The organism is Rhodococcus sp. NPDC059234 (assembly GCF_042754225.1).
Lineage (GTDB): Bacteria > Actinomycetota > Actinomycetes > Mycobacteriales > Mycobacteriaceae > Rhodococcus_G.
This window is the reverse complement of record NZ_JBHZAH010000042.1, coordinates 1-20,267: the sequence shown is the minus strand read 5'-3', so window position 1 is coordinate 20,267 and position 20,267 is coordinate 1. Positions and strand designations below refer to the sequence as shown.

At 68.2% G+C, this 20,267-nt stretch carries 14 protein-coding genes; 9 read left to right on the top strand and 5 right to left on the bottom strand.

Going from position 1 to position 20,267, the window contains the following annotated elements:
* Window positions 1-17 precede the first annotated feature (17 nt).
* The 3 genes from ahpF to ACFXGJ_RS11500 all read right to left on the bottom strand — a co-directional run bounded on the left by ahpF (window position 18) and on the right by ACFXGJ_RS11500 (window position 3,793).
* The gene (gene ahpF / locus ACFXGJ_RS11510; RefSeq protein WP_378619264.1) at window positions 18-1,616 is read right to left on the bottom strand and encodes an alkyl hydroperoxide reductase subunit F; all 1,599 of its coding nucleotides are present in this window, start codon (window positions 1,614-1,616) and stop codon (window positions 18-20) included.
* Between the two features lie 157 nt (window positions 1,617-1,773).
* Window positions 1,774-2,337, bottom strand: coding sequence for an alkyl hydroperoxide reductase subunit C (ahpC, locus tag ACFXGJ_RS11505; protein ID WP_378619262.1), 564 nt, complete (start codon window positions 2,335-2,337; stop codon window positions 1,774-1,776).
* 100 nt (window positions 2,338-2,437) lie between these two features.
* Window positions 2,438-3,793 (bottom strand): flavin monoamine oxidase family protein, encoded by a 1,356-nt coding sequence (locus ACFXGJ_RS11500; protein ID WP_378619259.1) that lies wholly within the window; start codon window positions 3,791-3,793, stop codon window positions 2,438-2,440.
* A gap of 342 nt (window positions 3,794-4,135) precedes the next feature.
* Here ACFXGJ_RS11500 and ACFXGJ_RS11495 point away from each other — a divergent pair, with 342 nt between their 5' ends.
* Complete coding sequence (locus tag ACFXGJ_RS11495) at window positions 4,136-7,324, top strand: NAD-glutamate dehydrogenase domain-containing protein (protein WP_378619256.1); 3,189 nt, start codon at window positions 4,136-4,138, stop codon at window positions 7,322-7,324.
* Window positions 7,325-7,432: 108 nt separating this feature from the next.
* On the opposite strand, the gene ACFXGJ_RS11490 is transcribed toward ACFXGJ_RS11495, so the two are convergent.
* Entirely contained in the window at window positions 7,433-8,959 is a 1,527-nt protein-coding gene (locus ACFXGJ_RS11490) for a PucR family transcriptional regulator (protein ID WP_378619221.1), read from the bottom strand.
* 171 nt (window positions 8,960-9,130) lie between these two features.
* On the opposite strand from ACFXGJ_RS11490, the gene gabT reads away from it, so the two are divergent.
* The 5 genes from gabT (at window position 9,131) to ACFXGJ_RS11465 (ending at window position 16,104) form a co-directional block, all read left to right on the top strand.
* Window positions 9,131-10,471: a 4-aminobutyrate--2-oxoglutarate transaminase gene (gene gabT, locus ACFXGJ_RS11485; RefSeq protein ID WP_378619218.1), complete on the top strand. Its 1,341-nt coding sequence runs from the start codon at window positions 9,131-9,133 to the stop codon at window positions 10,469-10,471.
* Between the two features lie 52 nt (window positions 10,472-10,523).
* Entirely contained in the window at window positions 10,524-11,981 is a 1,458-nt protein-coding gene (locus tag ACFXGJ_RS11480) for an NAD-dependent succinate-semialdehyde dehydrogenase (RefSeq protein ID WP_378619215.1), read from the top strand.
* 33 nt (window positions 11,982-12,014) lie between these two features.
* Window positions 12,015-12,902 carry a universal stress protein gene (locus tag ACFXGJ_RS11475; protein ID WP_378619213.1) on the top strand — a complete coding sequence of 296 codons (888 nt, stop codon included), beginning with the start codon at window positions 12,015-12,017 and terminating at the stop codon, window positions 12,900-12,902.
* A gap of 143 nt (window positions 12,903-13,045) precedes the next feature.
* The gene (locus tag ACFXGJ_RS11470; RefSeq protein ID WP_378619304.1) at window positions 13,046-14,560 is read left to right on the top strand and encodes an APC family permease; all 1,515 of its coding nucleotides are present in this window, start codon (window positions 13,046-13,048) and stop codon (window positions 14,558-14,560) included.
* A 98-nt stretch (window positions 14,561-14,658) separates the two neighbouring features.
* The gene (locus ACFXGJ_RS11465) at window positions 14,659-16,104 is read left to right on the top strand and encodes a gamma-aminobutyraldehyde dehydrogenase (protein WP_378619210.1); all 1,446 of its coding nucleotides are present in this window, start codon (window positions 14,659-14,661) and stop codon (window positions 16,102-16,104) included.
* Window positions 16,105-16,138: 34 nt separating this feature from the next.
* Here the strand turns inward: ACFXGJ_RS11465 and ACFXGJ_RS11460 are convergent, their stop codons facing one another.
* On the bottom strand, window positions 16,139-16,750 hold the full coding sequence (locus tag ACFXGJ_RS11460; RefSeq protein WP_378619207.1) for a TetR/AcrR family transcriptional regulator C-terminal domain-containing protein: 612 nt from the start codon (window positions 16,748-16,750) through the stop codon (window positions 16,139-16,141).
* Window positions 16,751-16,868: 118 nt separating this feature from the next.
* On the opposite strand from ACFXGJ_RS11460, the gene ACFXGJ_RS11455 reads away from it, so the two are divergent.
* The 3 genes from ACFXGJ_RS11455 to ACFXGJ_RS11445 all read left to right on the top strand — a co-directional run bounded on the left by ACFXGJ_RS11455 (window position 16,869) and on the right by ACFXGJ_RS11445 (window position 20,260).
* Complete coding sequence (locus tag ACFXGJ_RS11455; protein WP_378619204.1) at window positions 16,869-17,852, top strand: nitrilase-related carbon-nitrogen hydrolase; 984 nt, start codon at window positions 16,869-16,871, stop codon at window positions 17,850-17,852.
* Window positions 17,849-18,874: an agmatine/peptidylarginine deiminase gene (locus ACFXGJ_RS11450; RefSeq protein WP_378619201.1), complete on the top strand. Its 1,026-nt coding sequence runs from the start codon at window positions 17,849-17,851 to the stop codon at window positions 18,872-18,874. Before ACFXGJ_RS11455 ends, ACFXGJ_RS11450 begins: the two co-directional genes overlap by 4 nt.
* Window positions 18,875-19,420: 546 nt before the next feature.
* A complete protein-coding gene (locus ACFXGJ_RS11445) occupies window positions 19,421-20,260 on the top strand; it encodes an HpcH/HpaI aldolase/citrate lyase family protein (protein WP_378619198.1) in 840 nt (279 codons plus the stop codon).
* Window positions 20,261-20,267 lie beyond the last annotated feature (7 nt).

Here is a 20,267-nt window from a genome sequence, read left to right as displayed (position 1 = left end):
GAGGCCGCACACCGTCGCTACGAGACAGTCACCTCGGCCGACCGCTCGGCACCGACCGGCCCGGTGGTGCGGATGAGGTGGTCGAATGCGCCGAGCGCGGCCGTGGCCCCCGCTCCTGCGGCGACGATGATCTGCTTGAACGGAGCGGTCGTGCAGTCACCGGCTGCGAACACACCGGGAACGGACGTCCGCCCGTGGTCGTCGACGACGATCTCGCCACGCGGGGTGAGATCGACCGTGCCGGAGAGCCATTCCGTGTTGGGAAGCAGCCCGATCTGCACGAAGACCCCGTCCAGGTCGACGGTGTGCGACGCGTCGGTCGTGCGGTCCGTGTAGGCCAGCCCGGTGACCTTGGCACCGTCGCCGCGGACCTCGGTCGTCAGGGTGCCGAGCAGGATGTCGACGTTGGGCAGGCTGCGGAGCTTGCGCTGCAGGACGTCGTCGGCGCGCAGCGCGGAGTCGAACTCGACCAGCGTGACGTGCGCGACGATGCCGGCGAGATCGATGGCGGCCTCGACGCCGGAGTTGCCGCCGCCGATCACCGCGACGCGCTTGCCCTTGAAGAGGGGACCGTCGCAATGCGGGCAGTAGGTGACACCCTTGTTGCGGTACTCGGTCTCGCCGGGCACGTTCATCGCCCGCCACCGCGCGCCGGTGGACAGGATCACGCTGCGCGAGAGCAGACGCGCGCCGCTGGCGAGTTCGACCTCGACCAGTCCCTGTTCGGTCGCCGCGGGGATCAGCCTCGCGGCGTTCTGCACATTCATGATGTCGACGTCGTACTGCCGGACGTGGTTCTCCAGCTCGGCGGCGAACTTCGGGCCCTCGGTATAGGGCACCGAGGCGAAGTTCTCGATGCCCATGGTGTCGAGCACCTGGCCACCGAACCGCTCGGAGACGACACCGGTGCGAATCCCCTTCCGCGCCGCGTAGATTGCCGCGGTGGCACCTGCGGGCCCGCCGCCGACGACCAGCACGTCGAACGGGTCCTTCTCGGAGATGGCCGCGGCGGTGCGGTCGGCCGATCCGTCGTCGAGCCGGCCGACGATCTGCTCGAGGTTCATGCGTCCCGAGCCGAAGGGCTCGCCGTTGAGGAACACCGTCGGGACCGCCATCACCTGGCGATTGTCGACCTCGTCCTGGAAGAGGGCACCGTCGATCGCGATGTGCTTGATGTTGGAGTTCAGCACGCACATCAGGTTCAGCGCCTGCACGACGTCCGGGCAGTTCTGGCAGGACAGGGAGAAGTAGGTCTCGAAGTAGAAGTCGCCCTCGAGGTCACGCACCTGGGTCAGCAGGTCTGCGGACTCCTTCGAGGGGTGGCCGCCGACCTGCAGCAACGCGAGGACGAGGGACGAGAACTCGTGTCCGAGAGGGATACCGGCGAACTGCACCTCGACGGCGGTGCCCACGCGGCGGATCGCGAAGGACGGCCGGCGCGGGTCGTCGCCGGTCCGGGAGTGGGTGACCAGGTCCGACATGCCGGCGATCTCGTCGAGCAGTTCGGCGAGTTCCGCGGACTTCGGGCCGTCGTCGAGGGTGGACACCAGCTCGATCGGCTGGATCACCTTCTCCAGCAGCGTCTTCAACTGGCTTGCGAGTGAGGCTTCGAGCATGGGGTCTCTCCGAAAGATTGGCAGCACTGTGACCGGAAGGAACGGGAATCGGCGAACTTCTCAGCTCGAGCCGAGGCGGGGCGATCGGCGCGAGGGACTGGGCCGGCGGCACGAGGCGGATGGGCCCCGTGCCGCCGGTGCGGACCAACGTCGACGATCAGATCTTGCCGACGAGCTCCAGCGACGGAGCGAGGGTGTCCTCGCCCTCTTCCCACTTCGCCGGGCAGACCTCGCCCGGGTGCGAGCGGACGTACTGGGCGGCCTTGACCTTGCGGACGAGTTCGGCGGCGTTGCGGCCGATGCCCTCGGCGGTGACCTCGGTGAACTGGACGACGCCGTCCGGGTCCACCAGGAAGGTGCCGCGGTCGGCCAGGCCCTGGTCCTCGCGGAGCACCTCGAAGTCGGTGCTGATCCGGAGTGTCGGGTCGCCGATCATCGCGTACTTGATCTTGCCGATGGTCTCGGACGAGCCGTGCCACGCCTTGTGGGTGAAGTGGGTGTCGGTGGAGACGGAGAAGACCTCCACACCCAGGCTCTGCAGCTCGTCGTAGTGGTCGGCGAGGTCACCCAGCTCGGTCGGGCAGACGAATGTGAAGTCGGCCGGGTAGAAGTAGAAGACCGCCCACTTGCCCTTGACGTCCTCGTCGGTGACGGTGACGAAGGTGCCGTTCCGGAACGCCTCCGCCGAGAAGGGCTTGATCTTCTTGTTGATCAGCGACATGAACTGCCTCTTTCTGATTCGTGGTGGTGTGTCCGTTGTGGAGACGGACGACTCTCGATTGGTCGAACCGGTCGAAACCGGGAAGGTCGATGCGAACCGCTCAACGACGGCCGAGGATCGCCTCCGCGGTGCGCTGGCCCATCCGGACTGCACCGTCGACGTGCTGGTAGCCCTCGGCGGCGATGTCCGAGCAGGAGAAGTGGATCGGGCCGACCGGGGTTCGCTGGTCCCGACCGTAGCGGTGCAGGCCGCCGAGATCGAAGCTCGCGGCATAGGCGCCGCGAGTCCACTCCTCGGCACCCCAGTCGGACTCGTAGTAGACAACAGGTTCGGTGGCCTGCGGACCCAGGAATCGCGCGATCGAGGCGAGGATCTTCCGCTTACGCTCCTCCGCGCTGAGCGCGAACACGGCGTCGGCCTTCTCGTCCGAGACGAAGCCGACCAGGGTGCCCCGCGCGTCTGCGTGGTTGGTGTTGTCGTACACCTCCTGGACGAGTTCGGCCGCGCTGAACCCGGTGCCGGACAACCCGTCTGCACGCCAGAACGGCGTCTCGTACACGGCGTGCACCTTGATGACCAACCCGAACGACTGGTGCTGATGCATCTGGTGCTGCCGACGCGGCAGCGGCGGGTCGTACGAGATGCGTGAGTACAGGGTCGGCGGGACGGCGAGCACGAGTTGGTCTGCCTCGACCCTGAGGTCGCCGTCGGCGAACACGACCACGCCCTCCTCGCCCCACTGGATCGTGCGCACCGGGGCATTGAGGAACACGTCGTCACCGAGGCGGTCCGCCATCCGGATCGAGACCTGCTGCATCCCACCGATCACGCGCTTGTCGAGGATGAAATCCTCGTCGACCAGGTTGCTGAAGGATCCGGCCGACGCCGCCATCAGCACGGCCTGCAGCGCCGAGAACGCGTGTGCCGGCTTGGTGAGCATGCCGCCCGCCACGAACAGCCCGATGTTGTTTCGGGCTTCCTCGTCATCGGTCTGCTGCGCCAGCCAGCCCTGGAAGGAAATGGTGTCGAGCTCGCGGGCCAGGGGATGCGCCCACGGCTCCTCGGGACCGATCTCCGCGGTGAGCTTGTCCAACATCTCGATCACCCGCTCCATCTCGCGGCGGGTGTTGTCGCCGACGGGAAAGATCTCGCCGGTGTAGCGGGTTCGGACCCCCGACGGGTCGATGTAGACGGACTCACCCTCCCGATGCCGAGAGAAGGTCTGCAGGCCGAGCTCGTCGAGCAGCGCGAAGAGCGCCGTCTGGTCGGGCGAGACCCACTGGCCACCGATCTCGAGGCTCGCGCCGTCGACGCAGTCGGTCCAGGTACGGCCGCCGACGCGGTCACGCGCCTCGAGCACCGCGACAGATACCCCGGCCTGTGCGAGGCGGGTTGCGGCGGTCAGTCCGGACGGGCCGGCTCCGACGATGACGACATCGCGTTTCAGGGTGGGCACAAGCACTCCTAGTTCGTCGTGGGATCACTCAGCCGCGGTTGACTCCGAAGTCGGTAGCGCCGCATACGGCTTCGCCCCAGGCTATGTGTCACCCACCACACCGGAACCGTCCAAATCGTCCTGCCGCAGCTGCACTTCACACCGGATTGGAGTGTTGACCCTGCCAGTGGTCCGGCCGGTCGGCCACCACCCGTCCCGAACCCCGCGCCGTCGCCGGAAATTGCCCTGCAACGACATTTCGGTGCGTTCGCAGCGGCGGCAGACACCTATTAGGCAGGTGTGGCCCAGGTCTCCTCTGTCCATGCTTGGCACAAGACAGGCGACGAGAGAGCAGGAGTCACAATGAGCCACACCGGTGTCGGCCCGAACACCTTGGACGCCACGATAATTCTCGAAGGCAGGGCCGACAGGATCCAGTCCGGCGCCGAGCATCCGGCGTCCCTCCCGCGCCTCGACTTCCTGGACGCCGGCGCGGCGCAACGACATCCCGCGGCGATCATGGTGTGGCCGGGCGGGACGCCGGTGTTGGCCGAAGTCGTGGCGACCCTTGCGAATCTCGGGCTGCGGGTGGCGACGCACGCCGAGCTCGATCCCGCCGGGCTCGACCTCCCCGCGACCGTCACGGCGCACCGCTTCGACTTCTGCAGCCCTGCATTCCCGTGGACGGAGCGGGCGGCTCGGCTGGTCTCCGAGGCGTTCGCTGCCGCCGCCACCGGCGATCTGGAAATGGACGGCTTCGTTCAACTGGTGGCCGCGGCGGAACTGGAGTGGACCGATGCCGTCCTGATCCGCGCCGCATGCCGGTACCTGCGCCAGGTCGGACTCGAGCTGTCCACGTCCACCATGCTGGAGATCCTGCTCGAGAAGCGGGAGTTCGTGATCGAGTACTGCGCCCTCTTCCACGCCCGCTTCCGCCCCGACCACGCCGAAAGGCAGGCAGCAACCCAGTCCGCCGAGGCGGCGGTACGGCAGTGCGTCGAGCAGACCGCGACCCTCGACGAGGACCGCCTCTTGCGTGGGCTGTGGTCGTTCATCGGAGCGATACTGCGCACCAACTGGTTTCAGGGCAACCATGCCCGCGGCACCGTCGTCGCTCCCGCCGCCTTCAAGCTCGACCCGACACTGTTGTCGCTGACGGTCCCGGTCACCCCCTACCGCGAGATCTTCGTGCACTCTCCGGTGGTCGAGGGCAGTCATGTTCGCGGCGGCTCGATCTCGCGTGGCGGACTGCGGTGGTCCGACCGCCGAGACGACTTCCGTACCGAGGTCCTGGGCCTGATGAAGACCCAGAACGTGAAGAACTCCCTGATCGTGCCGATGGGCGCGAAGGGCGCGTTCGTCGTGCGCGGCAGCGCCGACCCGACCCCCGACGAGGTGCGCAGCGCCTACTCGGCCTTCATCGGCGGTCTGCTGGACGTCACCGACAACATCCTGGACGGGCAGGTTGTGCACCCCGCCGACACCGTCATCTACGACGAGGACGATGCCTACCTGGTGGTGGCCGCCGACAAGGGCACAGCGCGCTTCTCCGATCTCGCCAATTCCATCGCGATCGAGCGCGGATTCTGGCTCGGTGACGCCTTCGCTTCCGGCGGTTCGGCCGGGTACGACCACAAGGCGATGGCCATCACGGCCCGGGGCGGGTGGCGTTCGGTTCGAAGGCATTTCGCCGAACTCGGCCTCGACGTGGACACCGACCTGTTCACTGTCGTGGGCATCGGCGACATGTCCGGCGACGTGTTCGGCAACGGGATGCTGCTCTCGCGTGCGATCAGGCTGGTCGGCGCCTTCGACCACCGCCACATCTTCCTCGATCCCGATCCCGATCCCGAGTCCTCGTTCCGGGAGCGCGAACGGTTGGCCTCGCTGCCCCGCAGCAGCTGGGCTGACTATGAGCGCGCGCTGATCTCGGCGGGTGGGGGCGTGTGGCCTCGAACCGCCAAGTCGATCCCGCTCGCCCCGGAGGTCCGGCGTCGACTGGGGGTCAGCGCCGCCGAGTTGCCACCGCACGAGGTGATCCGGGCGATCCTCACCGCCGAGGTCGACCTGCTGTGGAACGGCGGGGTCGGAACCTATGTCAAGGCATCGTTCGAGGGGCACCAAGATGCCTCCGATCCCGCGAACGACCTGCTGCGGGTCGATGCGAACTCACTGCGCTGCAGGGTCATCGGCGAGGGCGGCAACCTGGGCCTGACCCAACGAGCCCGCGTCGAGTACGCCCTGGCCGGCGGCAAGGTGAACGCGGATTTCATCGACAACGCGGCCGGCGTCGCCACCTCCGATCGCGAGGTCAACCTCAAGATCGCACTGGACGCCGCGGTCACCGCAGGCCGTATCGACACCATGGAGCGCAACGCGCTGCTCGCCGGAGCCGAGAAGGACGTCGCGCGGTCCGTGCTGGCCGACGCGGACAGCCAGACGCTGGCGATCAGCCTGGCCGAGGCTCACGCTCCGTTCCTGCTCGGTCGGCACGAACGTCTGATCCAGAACCTCGAGCGCGACGCCGGGATCAGCCGCGTCGCCGAGGTGCTGCCGTCATCGAAGGAACTGGAGGCACGCCAGCACGCGGGGCGCGGGCTGGTCCGGCCAGAGATCGCGGTACTGCTGGCGCAGTCCAAGAACGTGGTGCTCAGCGAGCTGCTGGAGTCCGACCTGATCGACGGCCCCGTGTTCGCGGACACCCTCACCGAGTACTTCCCGGCGGCGGTGCGCAACCAGATCCCCGAGCAGGTCCGCAACCATCGCCTGGCACGGGAGATCCGGGCCGTTCTGGTGGCCAACGAGTTGATCGACCGGGTCGGCCCGGGCTTCATTCACCGACTCGAGGAGCGATTCGGGGTGAGTACACCCGTCATCACCACGGCCTACGCGGTGGTGAGTGAATCCTTCGGCATCCACCGCCTCTGGAACGAGGCGCTCACGGTGCCCGACGCCACGCAGTCCGCAAAGATGCGCCTGCTCCACGGCATCCAGGAGTTGATCGAGCAGGCAACCTCCTGGGTGCTTCGGCACCGCAGCGCCGAGTTCGAACCCGATGCCGAGATCGCCCGGCTGACCCCGGCGGTCGCCGATCTCACTGCCGCACTGCCGCGCCTGTCCGGTATCGCGGAGCGAGACGTGTCCACTCTGAGAACACTCGCGCAGGCGCTGGCATTCGGCGAATCCGCTCGAGAGCTCGAGCTGCCGATCACGCTGGTGGCCGACACCTACAGCGAACTCGGCAGCGCGATCGGGCTCGACTGGGTCGCCGAGAACTTCTCCACCGGCGCCGGGCACTGGAACGCGATGGCTGCGGGAGTTCTCACCGACGGGTTCCAGGAGAACTGGCACCGGCTGGTGCGTGCGGTGCTGCGTGGCGCACCTGCAGACACCAGGGCTGCCGATGCCGTCCAGAGGTGGGTGACCTCGAACCCCACCTGCGTGGGCCGGCTGACCCAGATGACTGGGGAGTTCCGTCGAAGCGGGCGCATCGACAATTCGCGGGTGTGTGTGGTCAATTCCGAACTGGATCTGGCGGTCGCCCACGCCTGAGAGGGGCTGGGCCCGAATCGAATCGGTCTGCCTCCGGATGCGGGTCTCGCATCCGGAGGCAGACTCGGCGAGTACGCCCTCCCACGGAGTTCGTCCGGGCCGCGCCGATCAGGACTGGTAGGCGATGATCGCGAGGAGGAGCTCCGCTCGCACCCGCGCCGAGTCCAGCTCGCAGTTCAGCAGCGACTCGATCCGTCGTATCCGGCTGCGCAGGGTGTGCCTGTGCACACCCAGCGCCGCGGCCGCCGATTCCCAATGCCCGTTCGCCTCGAGGAAGGCCCGGAGCGAGCCGAGCAGTTCGGTTCCGTGGCGTGCGTCGTGGTCGACGAGGGGGGCGATCATGGTGTCCGCCAAGGCCGTGAGCACCTCGCGCGTCGACGCGAACGACATCAACGCGCTCCCGGTCAGCATCGCGAACTCCAAAGGCGCGGAGCCCAGTTCCGCCGCTGACGCCGCGAGCTGTGACTGGTCGATCGCCTCGATCAGGTGGTCCACCCGCTGTGGTCCGCTCAACCCGATGCGCGTCAACCTGCGTACCGGCCCGGACAAGCCGGCCAGCAGGCCGCGCGCGAACGCGACATCGTCATTGCCCCGCAACAGTGCGGTCACCCGGGTGCCCGCCCGACGCAGGTACAGCGGTCTGCCGATCTGGTTCATCGCCGTCTCGATGCACTCCGCCACGTGCTCTGCCGCGGAGTCCGTGTCGCACACCGCTGTCAGTGAGCGGATGGCGCCCTGGCCATCGGCGGCCTTGACGATCTGGGCACGGGCCGGAGCCAGGTCGACCTCCTCGGACAACAGGAGCCCGAGTGCATGGCTGTTGAGGCGGTTCTGCGCGGATCGCAGCCTCGCCGGCTTCTCGAAATCCAACGCGAGCAACGAGTTCGCGTGACCGAGCATCATCTGGTCGACCGAGCTGAGCGCCCTCGGGCTGATCAGCGCCAGGTAGCCGTGCAGCATCTTGCCCACGCTGATCTGCTGGACGGCGATGGACGCCCCCGAACCGGAGAGCGAGACTCTGCTCGAGACCTCCCCCGACCCGCTGGCAAGAACCTGCCGCAGCTCGGCCAGCACGTCGTCGTCGACCGTCTCGGGATGACATTCGGCGACCTGACCCGCGGGGTCGAGGAGCAGCACCGACGCCGAGGTCGCGACAGCCAGCTCGCGCACGGTCGCGCGCGCCCCACCTTGAATGACGGCCCTGGTCATCCGGGGCTGGGCCCGGGACGCCCGCAGCACCGCCTCGTACTGCTGCTCGGCGAGCCGAGCGGTGACGAGTTTGGTGATCGCGGCGAACGGGGTCGGGAGGGGCACCTCGAGCAGAGGCAGCCCCAGATCGTCCGCGGCCGCTACGAGGTCGGCGGGGACCGAGGCGTGGGACAGGCCGGTACCGAACCCCACCGCGGCGACGCCGCATTCGTGCAGTCCGCGAAGGTAGCTCTCTCGGTCCGCCGCACCCAGCGGCAGACGCAGGCCCGTGGTCAGGAGCAACTCTCCCCCCGACAGCCAGCGGAACGGATCGGGCAGCTCGGTGGTCATCGCGAAACTGATCTCGCGATCGAGGCCTGCCGCTCCCCCTTTCAGCGCGAGCGCCAGTTCCGGCTGCGCCAGAACCCACCGTACGGAAACACTCATCTCGACTCCTAGAACTGCCGCCCAAGCCACCTTGGCCCACCGGGAACACGGGCCGTCCCGGACGAACCGGCGAACTTGACACGGCACTGTGCTCCATTTTGTCAGGTGTCGCCGAGTGTGAGGGACCGCACACTGAGTGCAACCGACCGACCGAGACAGGGACATCCGAGAATGAGCGAGATCGAATACCGACTTCCCCAGAAGCGCGCAATTGTCACGGAGCTGCCAGGCCCCGCGTCGCGCGCGCTCGACGCGCGCCGCCGGGCCACCGTCGCTGCAGGCGTCGGCTCCAGTGTTCCGGTGTACGCCGCGGACGCCGACGGTGGCGTCCTCGTCGATGTCGACGGCAATTCGCTGATCGACCTCGGCTCCGGGATCGCCGTCACCAGCGTCGGCGCCTCCGATGCCGCGGTCGCCGAGGCGGTCCGCGAGCAGGTCGGCCACTTCACCCACACCTGCTTCATGGTCACCCCCTACGAGGGTTACGTCCGCGTCGCCGAGGAACTGTCCGCGTTGACCCCGGGCGACCACGACAAGCGCACCGTGCTGTTCAACTCCGGCGCAGAGGCGGTCGAGAACGCGGTCAAGGTCGCGCGCCTGGCGACCGGCCGCGATGCGATCGTCGCCTTCGACCACGCTTACCACGGCCGCACGAACCTGACCATGGCGCTGACCGCGAAGTCGATGCCCTACAAGACGAATTTCGGTCCGTTCGCGCCCGAGGTGTACCGGATGCCGATGTCGTACCCGTATCGCGACGAGGCGGGCCTCACCGGAGAACAGGCCGCCCGCCGGACGATCACCCAGATCGAGAAGCAGATCGGCGCGGACTCTGTCGCCGCAATCATCATCGAGCCCATTCAGGGCGAGGGTGGATTCATCGTCCCCGCACCGGGATTCCTCCCGACGCTGGCCGCCTGGGCGAAGGAGAACGGGGTCGTCTTCATCGCCGACGAGGTGCAGTCCGGCTTCGCCCGCACCGGCACCTGGTTCGCGTGCGAGGACGAGGGCGTGGTCCCCGACATCATCACGATGGCCAAGGGCATCGCCGGCGGGCTGCCGCTGTCCGCGATCACCGGCCGGGCGGACCTGCTCGACAAGGTGCACCCGGGCGGGCTCGGCGGCACCTACGGCGGCAACCCGATCGCGTGCGCGGCCGCCCTCGCGACGATCGACACGATGCGCGCGCTCGACCTGCCCGCGCGCGCCCGGCACATCGAGGAGCTCGCGATGACCCGGCTGCGTGCGCTCGCGGCGGACGTCCCGGCGATCGGCGACGTCCGGGGTCGTGGCGCCATGATCGCCGTCGAGTTCGTCAAGCCCGGCACCACCGAACCCGACGCGGAACTCACGAAGACCGTCTCCGCGAAGGCGCTCGAGCAGGGCGTCATCCTGCTCACCTGCGGCACCTACGGCAACATCGTCCGACTGTTGCCTCCGCTTGTCATCGGCGACGAGCTCCTCTCCGACGCGCTGAGCGTGATCGAGGACATCGTCCGCACCGCCGCCTGATCTCCGTTCCCCGCCGCCGTCGTTTCGGCGGCATGCCATCACAAGGAAAACCATGACTGACATCAGCGCACTGATCTCCCGTGTCCCCACCGGTCTCTGGATCGACGGCGAATCCGTCGCCCCGATCGCGGGCGGAGCGTTCACCGTGCACGATCCCGCCACCGGCGACGCCATCGCCGACGTCGCGGACGCCGGTGCCGAGGATGCGCTCCTGACGCTCGACTCCGCGTGCCGGGTCCAGCACCAGTGGGCCGCGACCAGCCCCCGCGAGCGCTCGAACATCCTGCGCCGCGCGTGGGAACTGGTCATCGAGCGGTCCGAGGACCTGGCCGCGCTGATGACTCTGGAGATGGGCAGGGCGCTGAAGGAAAGCCGGTCCGAGGTCGGCTACGGTGCCGAGTTCCTGCGCTGGTTCAGCGAGGAGGCGGTCCGCATCCAGGGGCGCTACACCCGCAGCCCCGGCGGCGCGGGCCGGATCGTGGTCACGAAGGTTCCGGTGGGGCCCTGTCTCGCGGTCACACCGTGGAACTTCCCGCTCGCCATGGGAACCCGCAAGATCGCGCCCGCGCTCGCCGCGGGCTGCACGATGATCGTCAAGCCCGCAGCCGAGACCCCGCTCACCATGCTGGCCTTCGCGCAGATCCTCGCCGACGCCGGCCTGCCTGCCGGGGTGGTCTCGGTGCTGCCCACCAGCAACGCGGCCGCCGTCAGCACGGCGCTGATCGACGACCCGCGCCTGCGCAAGGTCACCTTCACCGGATCCACCCAGGTCGGCCGGATCCTGATCGCACAGTCGGCCCGCAACATCCAGCGCACCTCCATGGAACTCGGTGGCAACGCGCCGTTCGTGGTGTTCGACGACGCCGACGTGGACGCCGCGGTGGACGGCGCGATGGCCGCGAAGATGCGAAACGGCGGCGAGGCCTGCACCGCGGCCAACCGGTTGATCGTGGCCAATTCCGTGCGCGAGGAGTTCACCGCCAAGCTCACCGAACGGATCGCCGACCTGAAGGTCGGACCGGGTCTCGACGAGGGCACCGACATCGGCCCCCTCGTCAGCGCGAAGCAGCGCGACAGCGTGGCGGCCCTGGTCGACGACGCAGTCGCCGCGGGTGCCCGGGTGCGCACCGGCGGCAAGCCGATGGAGGGCGCCGGGTACTTCTTCCAGCCCACCGTGCTCGACGAGGTTCCCGCCGATGCACGGATCGTGGCCGAGGAGATCTTCGGCCCCGTCGCCGCCGTCACCGGTTTCGACACCGAGGCGGAGGCGATCGCCACCGCGAACGACACCGAGTACGGGCTCGCCGCCTACATCTTCACGCAGAGCCTCGACCGGGCGATGCGGGTCGCGGAGGCGCTCGAATCGGGCATGGTCGGCGTCAATCGCGGCGTCGTCTCCGATGTCGCCGCGCCGTTCGGCGGGGTCAAGCAGTCGGGGCTCGGCAGTGAGGGCGGCACGGAGGGCATCGACGAGTACCTCGAGACCAAGTACATCGGTTTCACCGCCTGACGTCGCCCCTCTACCCCGGATCGGACAAGAACCATGCGCATAGTCGTCGGATACCTCGCCACCCCCAGCGGTGAGGACGGACTCGCCCTCGGCGTGCGGCTGGCCCGCAGCCTCGGCGCGCGGCTGGACATCTGCCTCGTCATCCCGCCCGACCGCACGGTGCCGGCGAGGGTCCCCGCCGATCCGGGGTACGAGGACGTGCTCGTGGATCAGGCGCACGCGTGGCTGACGACGGCAATGGAGTCCGTACCCGAGGACATCGAGGCGCAGACACACCTGAGCTTCCACGAGTCGTTGGCGCAGGGCCTGCTCGACGAAACCGCCCGGCTCGGCGCGCACGCGATCGTGATCGGCGCGGCGGGCGACGGACTTGTCGGCCGCCACGCGATCGGCTCCGTCTCCGGCGAACTGCTGCACTCCTCGCCAGTTCCACTCATACTGGCCCCCAAGGGAACTCGGCACTCCAACGCGACGCACGTTCGCGAGGTGACCTGCGCCCTCGGCACCAGGGAGGGCGCCGAGGTGCTGTTGCAGACTGCGCTTCGCGCAAGTCAGCGCATGGACACCCCACTGCGGTTGGTCTCGCTCGTGTCCCTGGGCTCCCACCCACTCTTCGGTCACCGCAGCGATGCCGTCCACGCGAACGAAGCGGCGCTGGTGCACACCCGCGCCAATCTCGAGGTGGCCCGGTCGGTGCTGCCCGACGACTTCCCCATCACCACCCAACTCGCGGACGGCGCCACGGTCGAGTCCGCCGCCAGCAAGCTCGAGTGGCACGACGGGGACCTGATCATGGTCGGCTCGAGCCGACTGGCCCAGCCACACCGACTGTTCCTGGGGTCAACCGCCGCGAAGATGCTGCGGGTGGTCCCGGTACCGATGGTCGTGGTTCCCCAACACGAACCCCTCGACAGTGAGTAGCCACCATGACCCAGACACCGATCACGCCTCCAAAGGTTGACTCCGACAACGGAATCCGGACTCGACAGTCCGAACGCCGGGTGTCCTCGAACGGAGGGCAACAGGCGACGACCGAGCGGGAAGCCGAGACGTCGCCGGGCGGGCTGATCTCGAAGGGCCTGGCAACGGGAACCGTCGGTACGCTGTCCGGCGCGATCCTGGGGATCTCCTCGGTCGCGCCCGGTTACACGCTCACCGCCAGCATCGGTCTGATCGTGGCGGCCGTGGGGCTGAAGATGCCCGCAGTCTTCATCGCAGGCTTCATCCCGATGTTCCTCACCGCGTATGCCTATCGTGAGCTCAACTCCGATTCACCCGACTGCGGTGCCTCGTTCACATGGTCCACCAAGGCATTTGGGCCCTATGTCGGTTGGATGTGTGGGTGGGGCATGGTCATCGCCACCATCATCGTCCTGTCGAATCTCGCGGCCATCGCCGTCCAGTTCTTCTACCTGTTCGTTGCCCGCATCTTCGATGACCCCGGGATAGCCGACCTTTCCGGAAACAAGATCGTCAACGTGCTGACCACGCTGGTGCTGATCGGGTTGGCCACCTGGGTCGCCAGCCGGGGGATCACCACCAGCGAGCGCGTCCAGGCCATCCTGGTCGGATTCCAGATGGTCGTGCTCCTTGCCTTCGTCGGGGTCGCCTTCGCCCACGTCGCCGCCGGGGATGCCCCGGCCCACCTCAGCTTCAGCCTCGACTGGTTCAATCCGCTCACGGGTCTGACGATGGGCGCGTTCGTGATCGGGGTCACCGGCTCGATCTTCGCCTTCTGGGGCTGGGACACCTGCCTGACGCTCGGCGAGGAGTGCAAGGACCCGAAACGGACGCCCGGCCGCGCCGGCATCCTGTGCGTGCTGTCGATCCTGCTGACCTACCTGCTCGTCGCGGTCGCAGTGATGATGTACGCCGGTGTCGGAACCTCCGGCGTCGGCCTCGGCAACCCCGACAATTCCGAGAACGTGTTCGGCGCGCTCGCCGGGCCGGTCTTGGGCCACTGGGGCGGACTGTTCCTGTTCCTCGCGGTACTCACCTCGTCCGTCGCCAGCCTTCAGACGACGTTCTTGCCTGCGGCACGCACGATGCTCGCGATGGGCGCCTACCGCGCTTTCCCCAAGAAGCTCGCCGAGGTCCACCCGCGATTCCTGGTGCCGTCGTACAGCACCGTGGTGGCGGGCGTCGTGACCGCAGTGTTCTACACCGTCGTCACCGTCCTGTCCGAGCGCACGCTGCTGGACACCATCGCCGCGCTCGGCATCATGATCTGCTGGTACTACGGGATCACCGCCTTCGCCTGCGTCTGGTACTTCCGGCACTCGTGGTTCACCAGCATCCGCAACACCGTCTTCAGGCTCCTCTTCCCCCTGCTCGGCGGCATCATGCTGGTCGCCGTGTTCGTGATCTCGATCGGCGAGAGCATGAACCCGGACAACGGGAGTGGCGCGGCGATCGGCGGCATCGGCCTCGTCTTCTACATGGGCTTCGGACTCCTGCTGGTCGGAGCCGCGCTCATGGTGATCATGCGTCTTCGACGGCCCGACTTCTTCCTCGGACGGACGCTGACCCGCGACACCCCCTCATCGGTACGCGAGAGCGATGCGGCGACCGGTGGATGATCGACATGGTGGAACTCGTCGGTAGCGCCGAGCGAACCCACAGCTGATTTCGACAGAGTCCTCACGACCCATGCCCACGAACAGGAAACGTAATTCCCATGGCAGACAAGAAGATCCTGCACAACATCATCGACGGTCGAGTGCAGACCTCCGCCGACGGCGGCATGATGGACATCGTCGATCCGTCGACTGGGGAGGTGTACGCCTCTGCGCCGAATTCCTCTGCCGCGGACGTGAACCAGGCGTTCACCGCGTCCGCGAAGGCCTTCGAGAAGTGGCGTTGGTCGACTCCGAGTGAGCGACAGCAGGCACTGCTGAAGCTCGCCGACGTCATCGAGGACAAGGCGGAGGAACTGGTCGCGATCGAGTGCGAGAACACGGGCAAGCCGCGGGCGCTCACCATGTCGGAGGAGATCCCCCCGATGATCGACCAGATCCGGTTCTTCGCCGGGGCCGCGCGCGTGCTCGAGGGCCGCTCGCAGGGCGAGTACATGCGGGGGTTCACCTCGTCGATCCGCCGCGAGCCGGTAGGACCCGTCGGCCAGGTCGCGCCGTGGAACTATCCGATGATGATGGCGGTCTGGAAGTTCGCCCCGGCGTTGGCAGCCGGATGCACCGTGGTGCTCAAGCCGTCCGACACGACTCCGGCCTCGGCGTTCTGGATGGTGGAGAAGATGCAGGAGATCTTCCCGGCGGGCGTGTGCAACCTGGTGTGTGGCGACCGCGACACCGGGGCGGCGATGACCGCGCATCCGGTGCCGCAGCTCGTGTCGATCACCGGCTCGACCCGTGCGGGCATGGCCGTCGCGAAGAGCGCGGCCGAGGACCTCAAGCGGACCCATCTCGAGCTCGGCGGCAAGGCGCCGGTCGTGGTGTTCAACGACGCCGACATCGACGCCGCCGTCGAGGGCATCACGGCCGCAGGCTATTTCAACGGCGGGCAGGACTGCACCGCGGCAACCCGACTGATCGTCCAGGACGGTATCTACGACGAATTCCTGGCCGCCATGACCGAATCCGTCGCTCGGACCCGGACCGGATACGACCCCGCCGACGAGGACATCGCGTACGGACCGATCAACAACGCCAACCAGATCGACCACGTGTCCGGGCTGGTGTCGCGTGCACCCGAGCATGCCCGGATCCTCGCCGGAGGCAGCCGGCAGGACCGCGCAGGCTATTTCTACGAGCCGACCCTCATCGCCGACCTGCGGCAGGACGACGAGCTGATCCAGACCGAGATCTTCGGCCCGGTGCTGACCGCCCAACGCTTCTCCACCGAGGAGGAGGGACTCGCCTTCGCCAACGGCACCGAGTACGGCCTCGCCTCCTCGGTCTGGACGAAGAACCTCGACGTCGCGGCGCGCATGTCCGCGCGCCTCGACTTCGGCTGCGTCTGGCTCAACACCCACATCCCGCTGGTCGCCGAGATGCCGCACGGCGGATTCAAGCACTCCGGCTACGGCAAGGACCTGTCGATGTACGGCCTGGAGGACTACACGCGGATCAAGCACGTGATGCAGCACCACGGCTTCGAGGGCTGAGCAGGACGCAATCGGCCCCGGGCGGACCCGACCCTCACCGCTCGACCGGCGCCTGGGCAACCAGCCCGGCGACCAGAGCGCGCAGGCCGAATTCGAAGGCCGCGTCCGCCCGGGCCGGATTCGGCACCGAGGTGGCCAACGCCGCCCGCATGGCGTCGTTGGCCTCCGGCACATCCGCCCACACCACCGTCGGCGCGGCCTGGTCCAACGCCGAGCCCAGGACGAAGCTGTCCAGCGCGGTGATCGCGTGCAGCACCTCCCCCGGCTCGAAGCCACCGTCCGAGAATGCCTGCGCCAGTGCGTTGTACATGCCGAACGCGACACCCGTCTGGACCGTGTAGGCGGTGAGCAGGGGGATCAGGCGAGGGTGCTTGGCGTAGCAGCGCCGGTACTCGCGCGCCAACGCCGCCACCGTCTCGCTCCAGAGATCGCGCGGTTCCACAACCACGATCTCGGACATGACCCGTGACCGCATCAGCTCGATGATCTCCGCCCGTCCGGCCACATGGTTGTACAGCGATGACGGCCGGACCCGCAGGCTCTCGGCGAGTCCGGGCATCGTGAAGTCCCCGGCCCTGTCCACCAGCCGCAGGGCGGCGTCGGTGATGATCCCGGCCGACAGGAGTCGCTGCGACGGGCGCGGCATCCCGCCTCCTTCCCATTTCAGGCACGAGGGCCTTGGCGTCCCTGCAATTGCCTCTTGATCGATCGAACCCGATCCACGATACTTAACGAATCCCATTCGTTTTACGGAAAGACCTCCCATGCTGACCATCACGGCCCTGACTCCGCCCGACTCGCCCACCCGCACCCAGGCACCCGACCGTCCCCCGCTGCGCGTCGCCCTGGTCCAGCACCAGTGGCACGACAGCGAGTCGGCGCTGCACGCGGAGCTCACCGACGGCATCGCGGCCGCCGCCGAGCTCGGCGCCGAGGTCGTCTTCCTTCCCGAGCTCACCCTCCGCCGCTATCCCGCAGACGTCGAGGGCGGCGAGAATCCCGGCCGGAATGCGGAGGACCTGCTCACCGGGCCGACCTTCACCTTCGCCGCGAAGGCCGCCGCCGAGCACGGGGTGCTGGTCCATGCCTCGCTGTACGAGCGAAAAGCCGAGGAGGACGGCACCCGTTACGAGGACGGCCTGGGGTTCAACACCGCGATCCTGGTCTCCCCCACCGGCGAACTCCTCGCGCGCACCCGCAAGCTGCACATCCCGGTGACGGCGGGCTACTACGAGGACACCTACTTCCGCGCCGGCCCCGCGACCGACCCGTACCCTGTCCATTCCCCCGCACAGCTCGGCGGCGCGCGCATCGGCATGCCGACCTGCTGGGACGAGTGGTTTCCCGAGGTCGCGCGGGCATACTCGCTCGCGGGGGCCGAGATCCTGGTGTACCCCACCGCGATCGGCTCGGAACCCGACTTCCAGGACTTCGACACACAGCCGCTGTGGCAGCAGGTGATCGTGGGCAACGGGATCGCCAACGGCACGTTCATGATCGTGCCGAACCGATTCGGCAGCGAGGGACTGATCACCTTCTACGGCTCCTCCTTCATCTCCGATCCGTACGGACGCATCCTCGTGCAGGCCCCGCGGGACCAGGCCGCGGTCCTGGTCGCCGATCTCGATCTCGACCAGCGCCGGGACTGGCTGACGCTGTTCCCGTTCCTGGCCACCCGCCGTCCCGACACCTACGGCGTGCTGACCGAGCCCGTCGACCGGTCCGCACCGTTCGGGGGCAACCGATGACCTGGCGCATGCCCGCGGAGGGCGCTCCGCACGAACGGACCTGGATGGCCTATCCCTCCGAGGGTTACTCACTCGGAGACACCGCCGATGAGCAGCACGAGGCGCGATCCACCTGGGCCGCGGTCGCGCACGCCGTCGCCGAGTTCGAACCGGTGACCATGGTCGTCGATCCACGCGAGATCGCGTCCGCGAGGAAGTACCTGTCCGCCGAGATCGAGATCGTCGAGGCACCGCTGAACGACGCGTGGATGCGGGACATGGGGCCGACGTTCGTACGGTCCGAGGACGGGCGACTGGGCGGCGTCGACTGGGTGTTCAACGGTTGGGGTGCACAGGATTGGGCCCGCTGGGACGACGACTCGAAGATCGGCGCCTTCGTCGTCGACCGCTCCGGCGCCGAGCTGATCGACTCGCCGCTCGTCAACGAGGGCGGCGGCATCCAGGTCGACGGGCTGGGCACCGTTCTGGTCACCGAGACCGTGCAGCTCGACCCGGGCCGCAACCCCGACCTGACCAAGGCGGCGGTCGAGGCCGAACTCGCCCGCACCATCGGCGCCTCGAAGGTGGTCTGGCTGCCCCGCGGACTGACGAGGGACCACGAGCGATACGGGACGCGAGGGCACGTGGACATCGTCGCGGCCATCGCCTCCCCCGGCGTCGTACTGGTTCACGACCAGCAGAACCCGGAACACCCGGACCACGAGGTCAGCCGGGCGATCACCGACACCCTCGCGCGGACGACCGACGTCCGGGGCGAGCCGTGGGAGATCGTCCGGGTCCCCGCACCGGCGACGCTGCGCGATGCCGAGGGCTTCGTCGACTACAGCTACATCAACCACTACCTCGTCAACGGCGGCGTCATCGCCTGCAGCTTCGGCGATCCCCACGACGATGCCGCCGCCGGGATCCTCGCCGACGCGTACCCCGGTCGCAAGGTCGTCACCGTCGACGCCCGTCCCCTGTTCGAGCGCGGCGGCGGCATCCACTGCATCACCCAGCACCAGCCGAAGCCCGAAGGATAGGCCGATGGGTACCCACGACGTGGCCTCGGCGCCACGTGATTCGCTCCGATCCGAGCTCCTGGGATGGGACGCGGTCGAGGGGGAACTCCGGCGACGCTGCGCAATCCAGGGCACCTCGGTGCTGATCCTCACCGGCGACGCGGCGACCCGAGACGCCCTGTGCTGGGCCGCAGTTCGTGCCGGTGTGGCTGCGGTATGGCCCAAACCGGGTTCGACATCCACCGAACTCCGCGACGTCATCCTGTCCAGCGACGCCGGGATGATCGTGGCGGATCAGACCCATCGGACGGTGGCAGCCGAAGCCGTTGACCGCCTTCCGCTCGGCGACGTCCGCACACCCGCGATCGTGCCGGCTCCGACCCGGACCCGTGGATCGGCGGACACCGCACACCGGGCCACCGTGACCGACCCGCTCCGGTGGATTCTGCATGCCGACCATTCGCGCCCGATCTGGGCATGGACCTGCGTGCCGGCGGCACCCTCCCCCGCGCCCGGGTCCGAATCGCCGATTCACCTTCACGCCGAGCCAGAACGGTGCACAACGACATGAGCCAACATCTGATCCCGAGTGGAACCACGATCGACCCCGCGCGCGCACGGTCCTGGCTGTTGGTATCGGCGTCCGCCGAGGACCGGTGTGTCCACGCCATCCGGTCGGCCGCCGACGCCGTCATGCTCGACCTCGAAGACGGTGTCGCAGAGGCCGACAAGGCCGGCGCACGAGAATCGGTGACTGCCCTGCTCGAGCACCAGCGGGCGTGGGTGCGGATCAACGACGCCGAGACGCCACACCATCTCCGCGACATCGACGCCGTTCGCGATCTACCTGGACTCGTCGGCGTGGCACTCGCCAAATGCGAGTCCCCGCAGCAACTGGAGGAAACGGCAGCACTGCTTCCCCGGTCCACCCCGATCGTGGCCTTCGTCGAGTCTGCGGGCGCTCTGGAGTCCGTCCGCGAGATCTGCAGGGCCCGAGGAGTGTTCAGACTCGCGTTCGGAATGGGCGACTTCCGCCGTGACATCGACGCCGACGCCCATCCTCGGGCCGTGTCCTATGCCCGCTCACAGCTTGTCGTCGCCAGCCGCGCCGCCGGACTCCCTTCCCCGATCGACGGCCCGACCGGCGTCGGCTCCGGCGAGCACCTCGTCAGGGACAGCGAGATCGCCCGCTCCATCGGAATGTCGGCACGACTGTGCCACACACCGGAGCACGCCGCGCAGGTCAACACCCTGATGGGGCCCTCATCGGCGTCCATCGAGGAGGCACGGCGAACCATCGCGGCGCTCGGGCATGACGGTGCACACGTTTCCACCGGCGCGGATGTGTCACGTCTCGCACTTGCGCACAGAACCCTCAGTCTCGCTGCCGAGTTCAGCCTCACCTGATCCGGAC

Bases quoted from the DNA above. Each gene is read 5' to 3' on its own strand.
- ACFXGJ_RS11490 (WP_378619221.1), bottom strand. From the start codon at position 8,959: ATGAGTGTTTCCGTACGGTGGGTTCTGGCGCAGCCGGAACTGGCGCTC.
- ACFXGJ_RS11450 (WP_378619201.1), top strand. From the start codon at position 17,849: ATGACCTGGCGCATGCCCGCGGAGGGCGCTCCGCACGAACGGACCTGG.
- ACFXGJ_RS11460 (WP_378619207.1), bottom strand. From the start codon at position 16,750: ATGCCGCGCCCGTCGCAGCGACTCCTGTCGGCCGGGATCATCACCGAC.
- ACFXGJ_RS11480 (WP_378619215.1), top strand. From the start codon at position 10,524: ATGACTGACATCAGCGCACTGATCTCCCGTGTCCCCACCGGTCTCTGG.
- ACFXGJ_RS11445 (WP_378619198.1), top strand. From the start codon at position 19,421: ATGAGCCAACATCTGATCCCGAGTGGAACCACGATCGACCCCGCGCGC.
- ahpC (WP_378619262.1), bottom strand. From the start codon at position 2,337: ATGTCGCTGATCAACAAGAAGATCAAGCCCTTCTCGGCGGAGGCGTTC.
- ACFXGJ_RS11455 (WP_378619204.1), top strand. From the start codon at position 16,869: ATGCTGACCATCACGGCCCTGACTCCGCCCGACTCGCCCACCCGCACC.
- ACFXGJ_RS11475 (WP_378619213.1), top strand. From the start codon at position 12,015: ATGCGCATAGTCGTCGGATACCTCGCCACCCCCAGCGGTGAGGACGGA.
- gabT (WP_378619218.1), top strand. From the start codon at position 9,131: ATGAGCGAGATCGAATACCGACTTCCCCAGAAGCGCGCAATTGTCACG.
- ACFXGJ_RS11465 (WP_378619210.1), top strand. From the start codon at position 14,659: ATGGCAGACAAGAAGATCCTGCACAACATCATCGACGGTCGAGTGCAG.
- ahpF (WP_378619264.1), bottom strand. From the start codon at position 1,616: ATGCTCGAAGCCTCACTCGCAAGCCAGTTGAAGACGCTGCTGGAGAAG.
- ACFXGJ_RS11495 (WP_378619256.1), top strand. From the start codon at position 4,136: ATGAGCCACACCGGTGTCGGCCCGAACACCTTGGACGCCACGATAATT.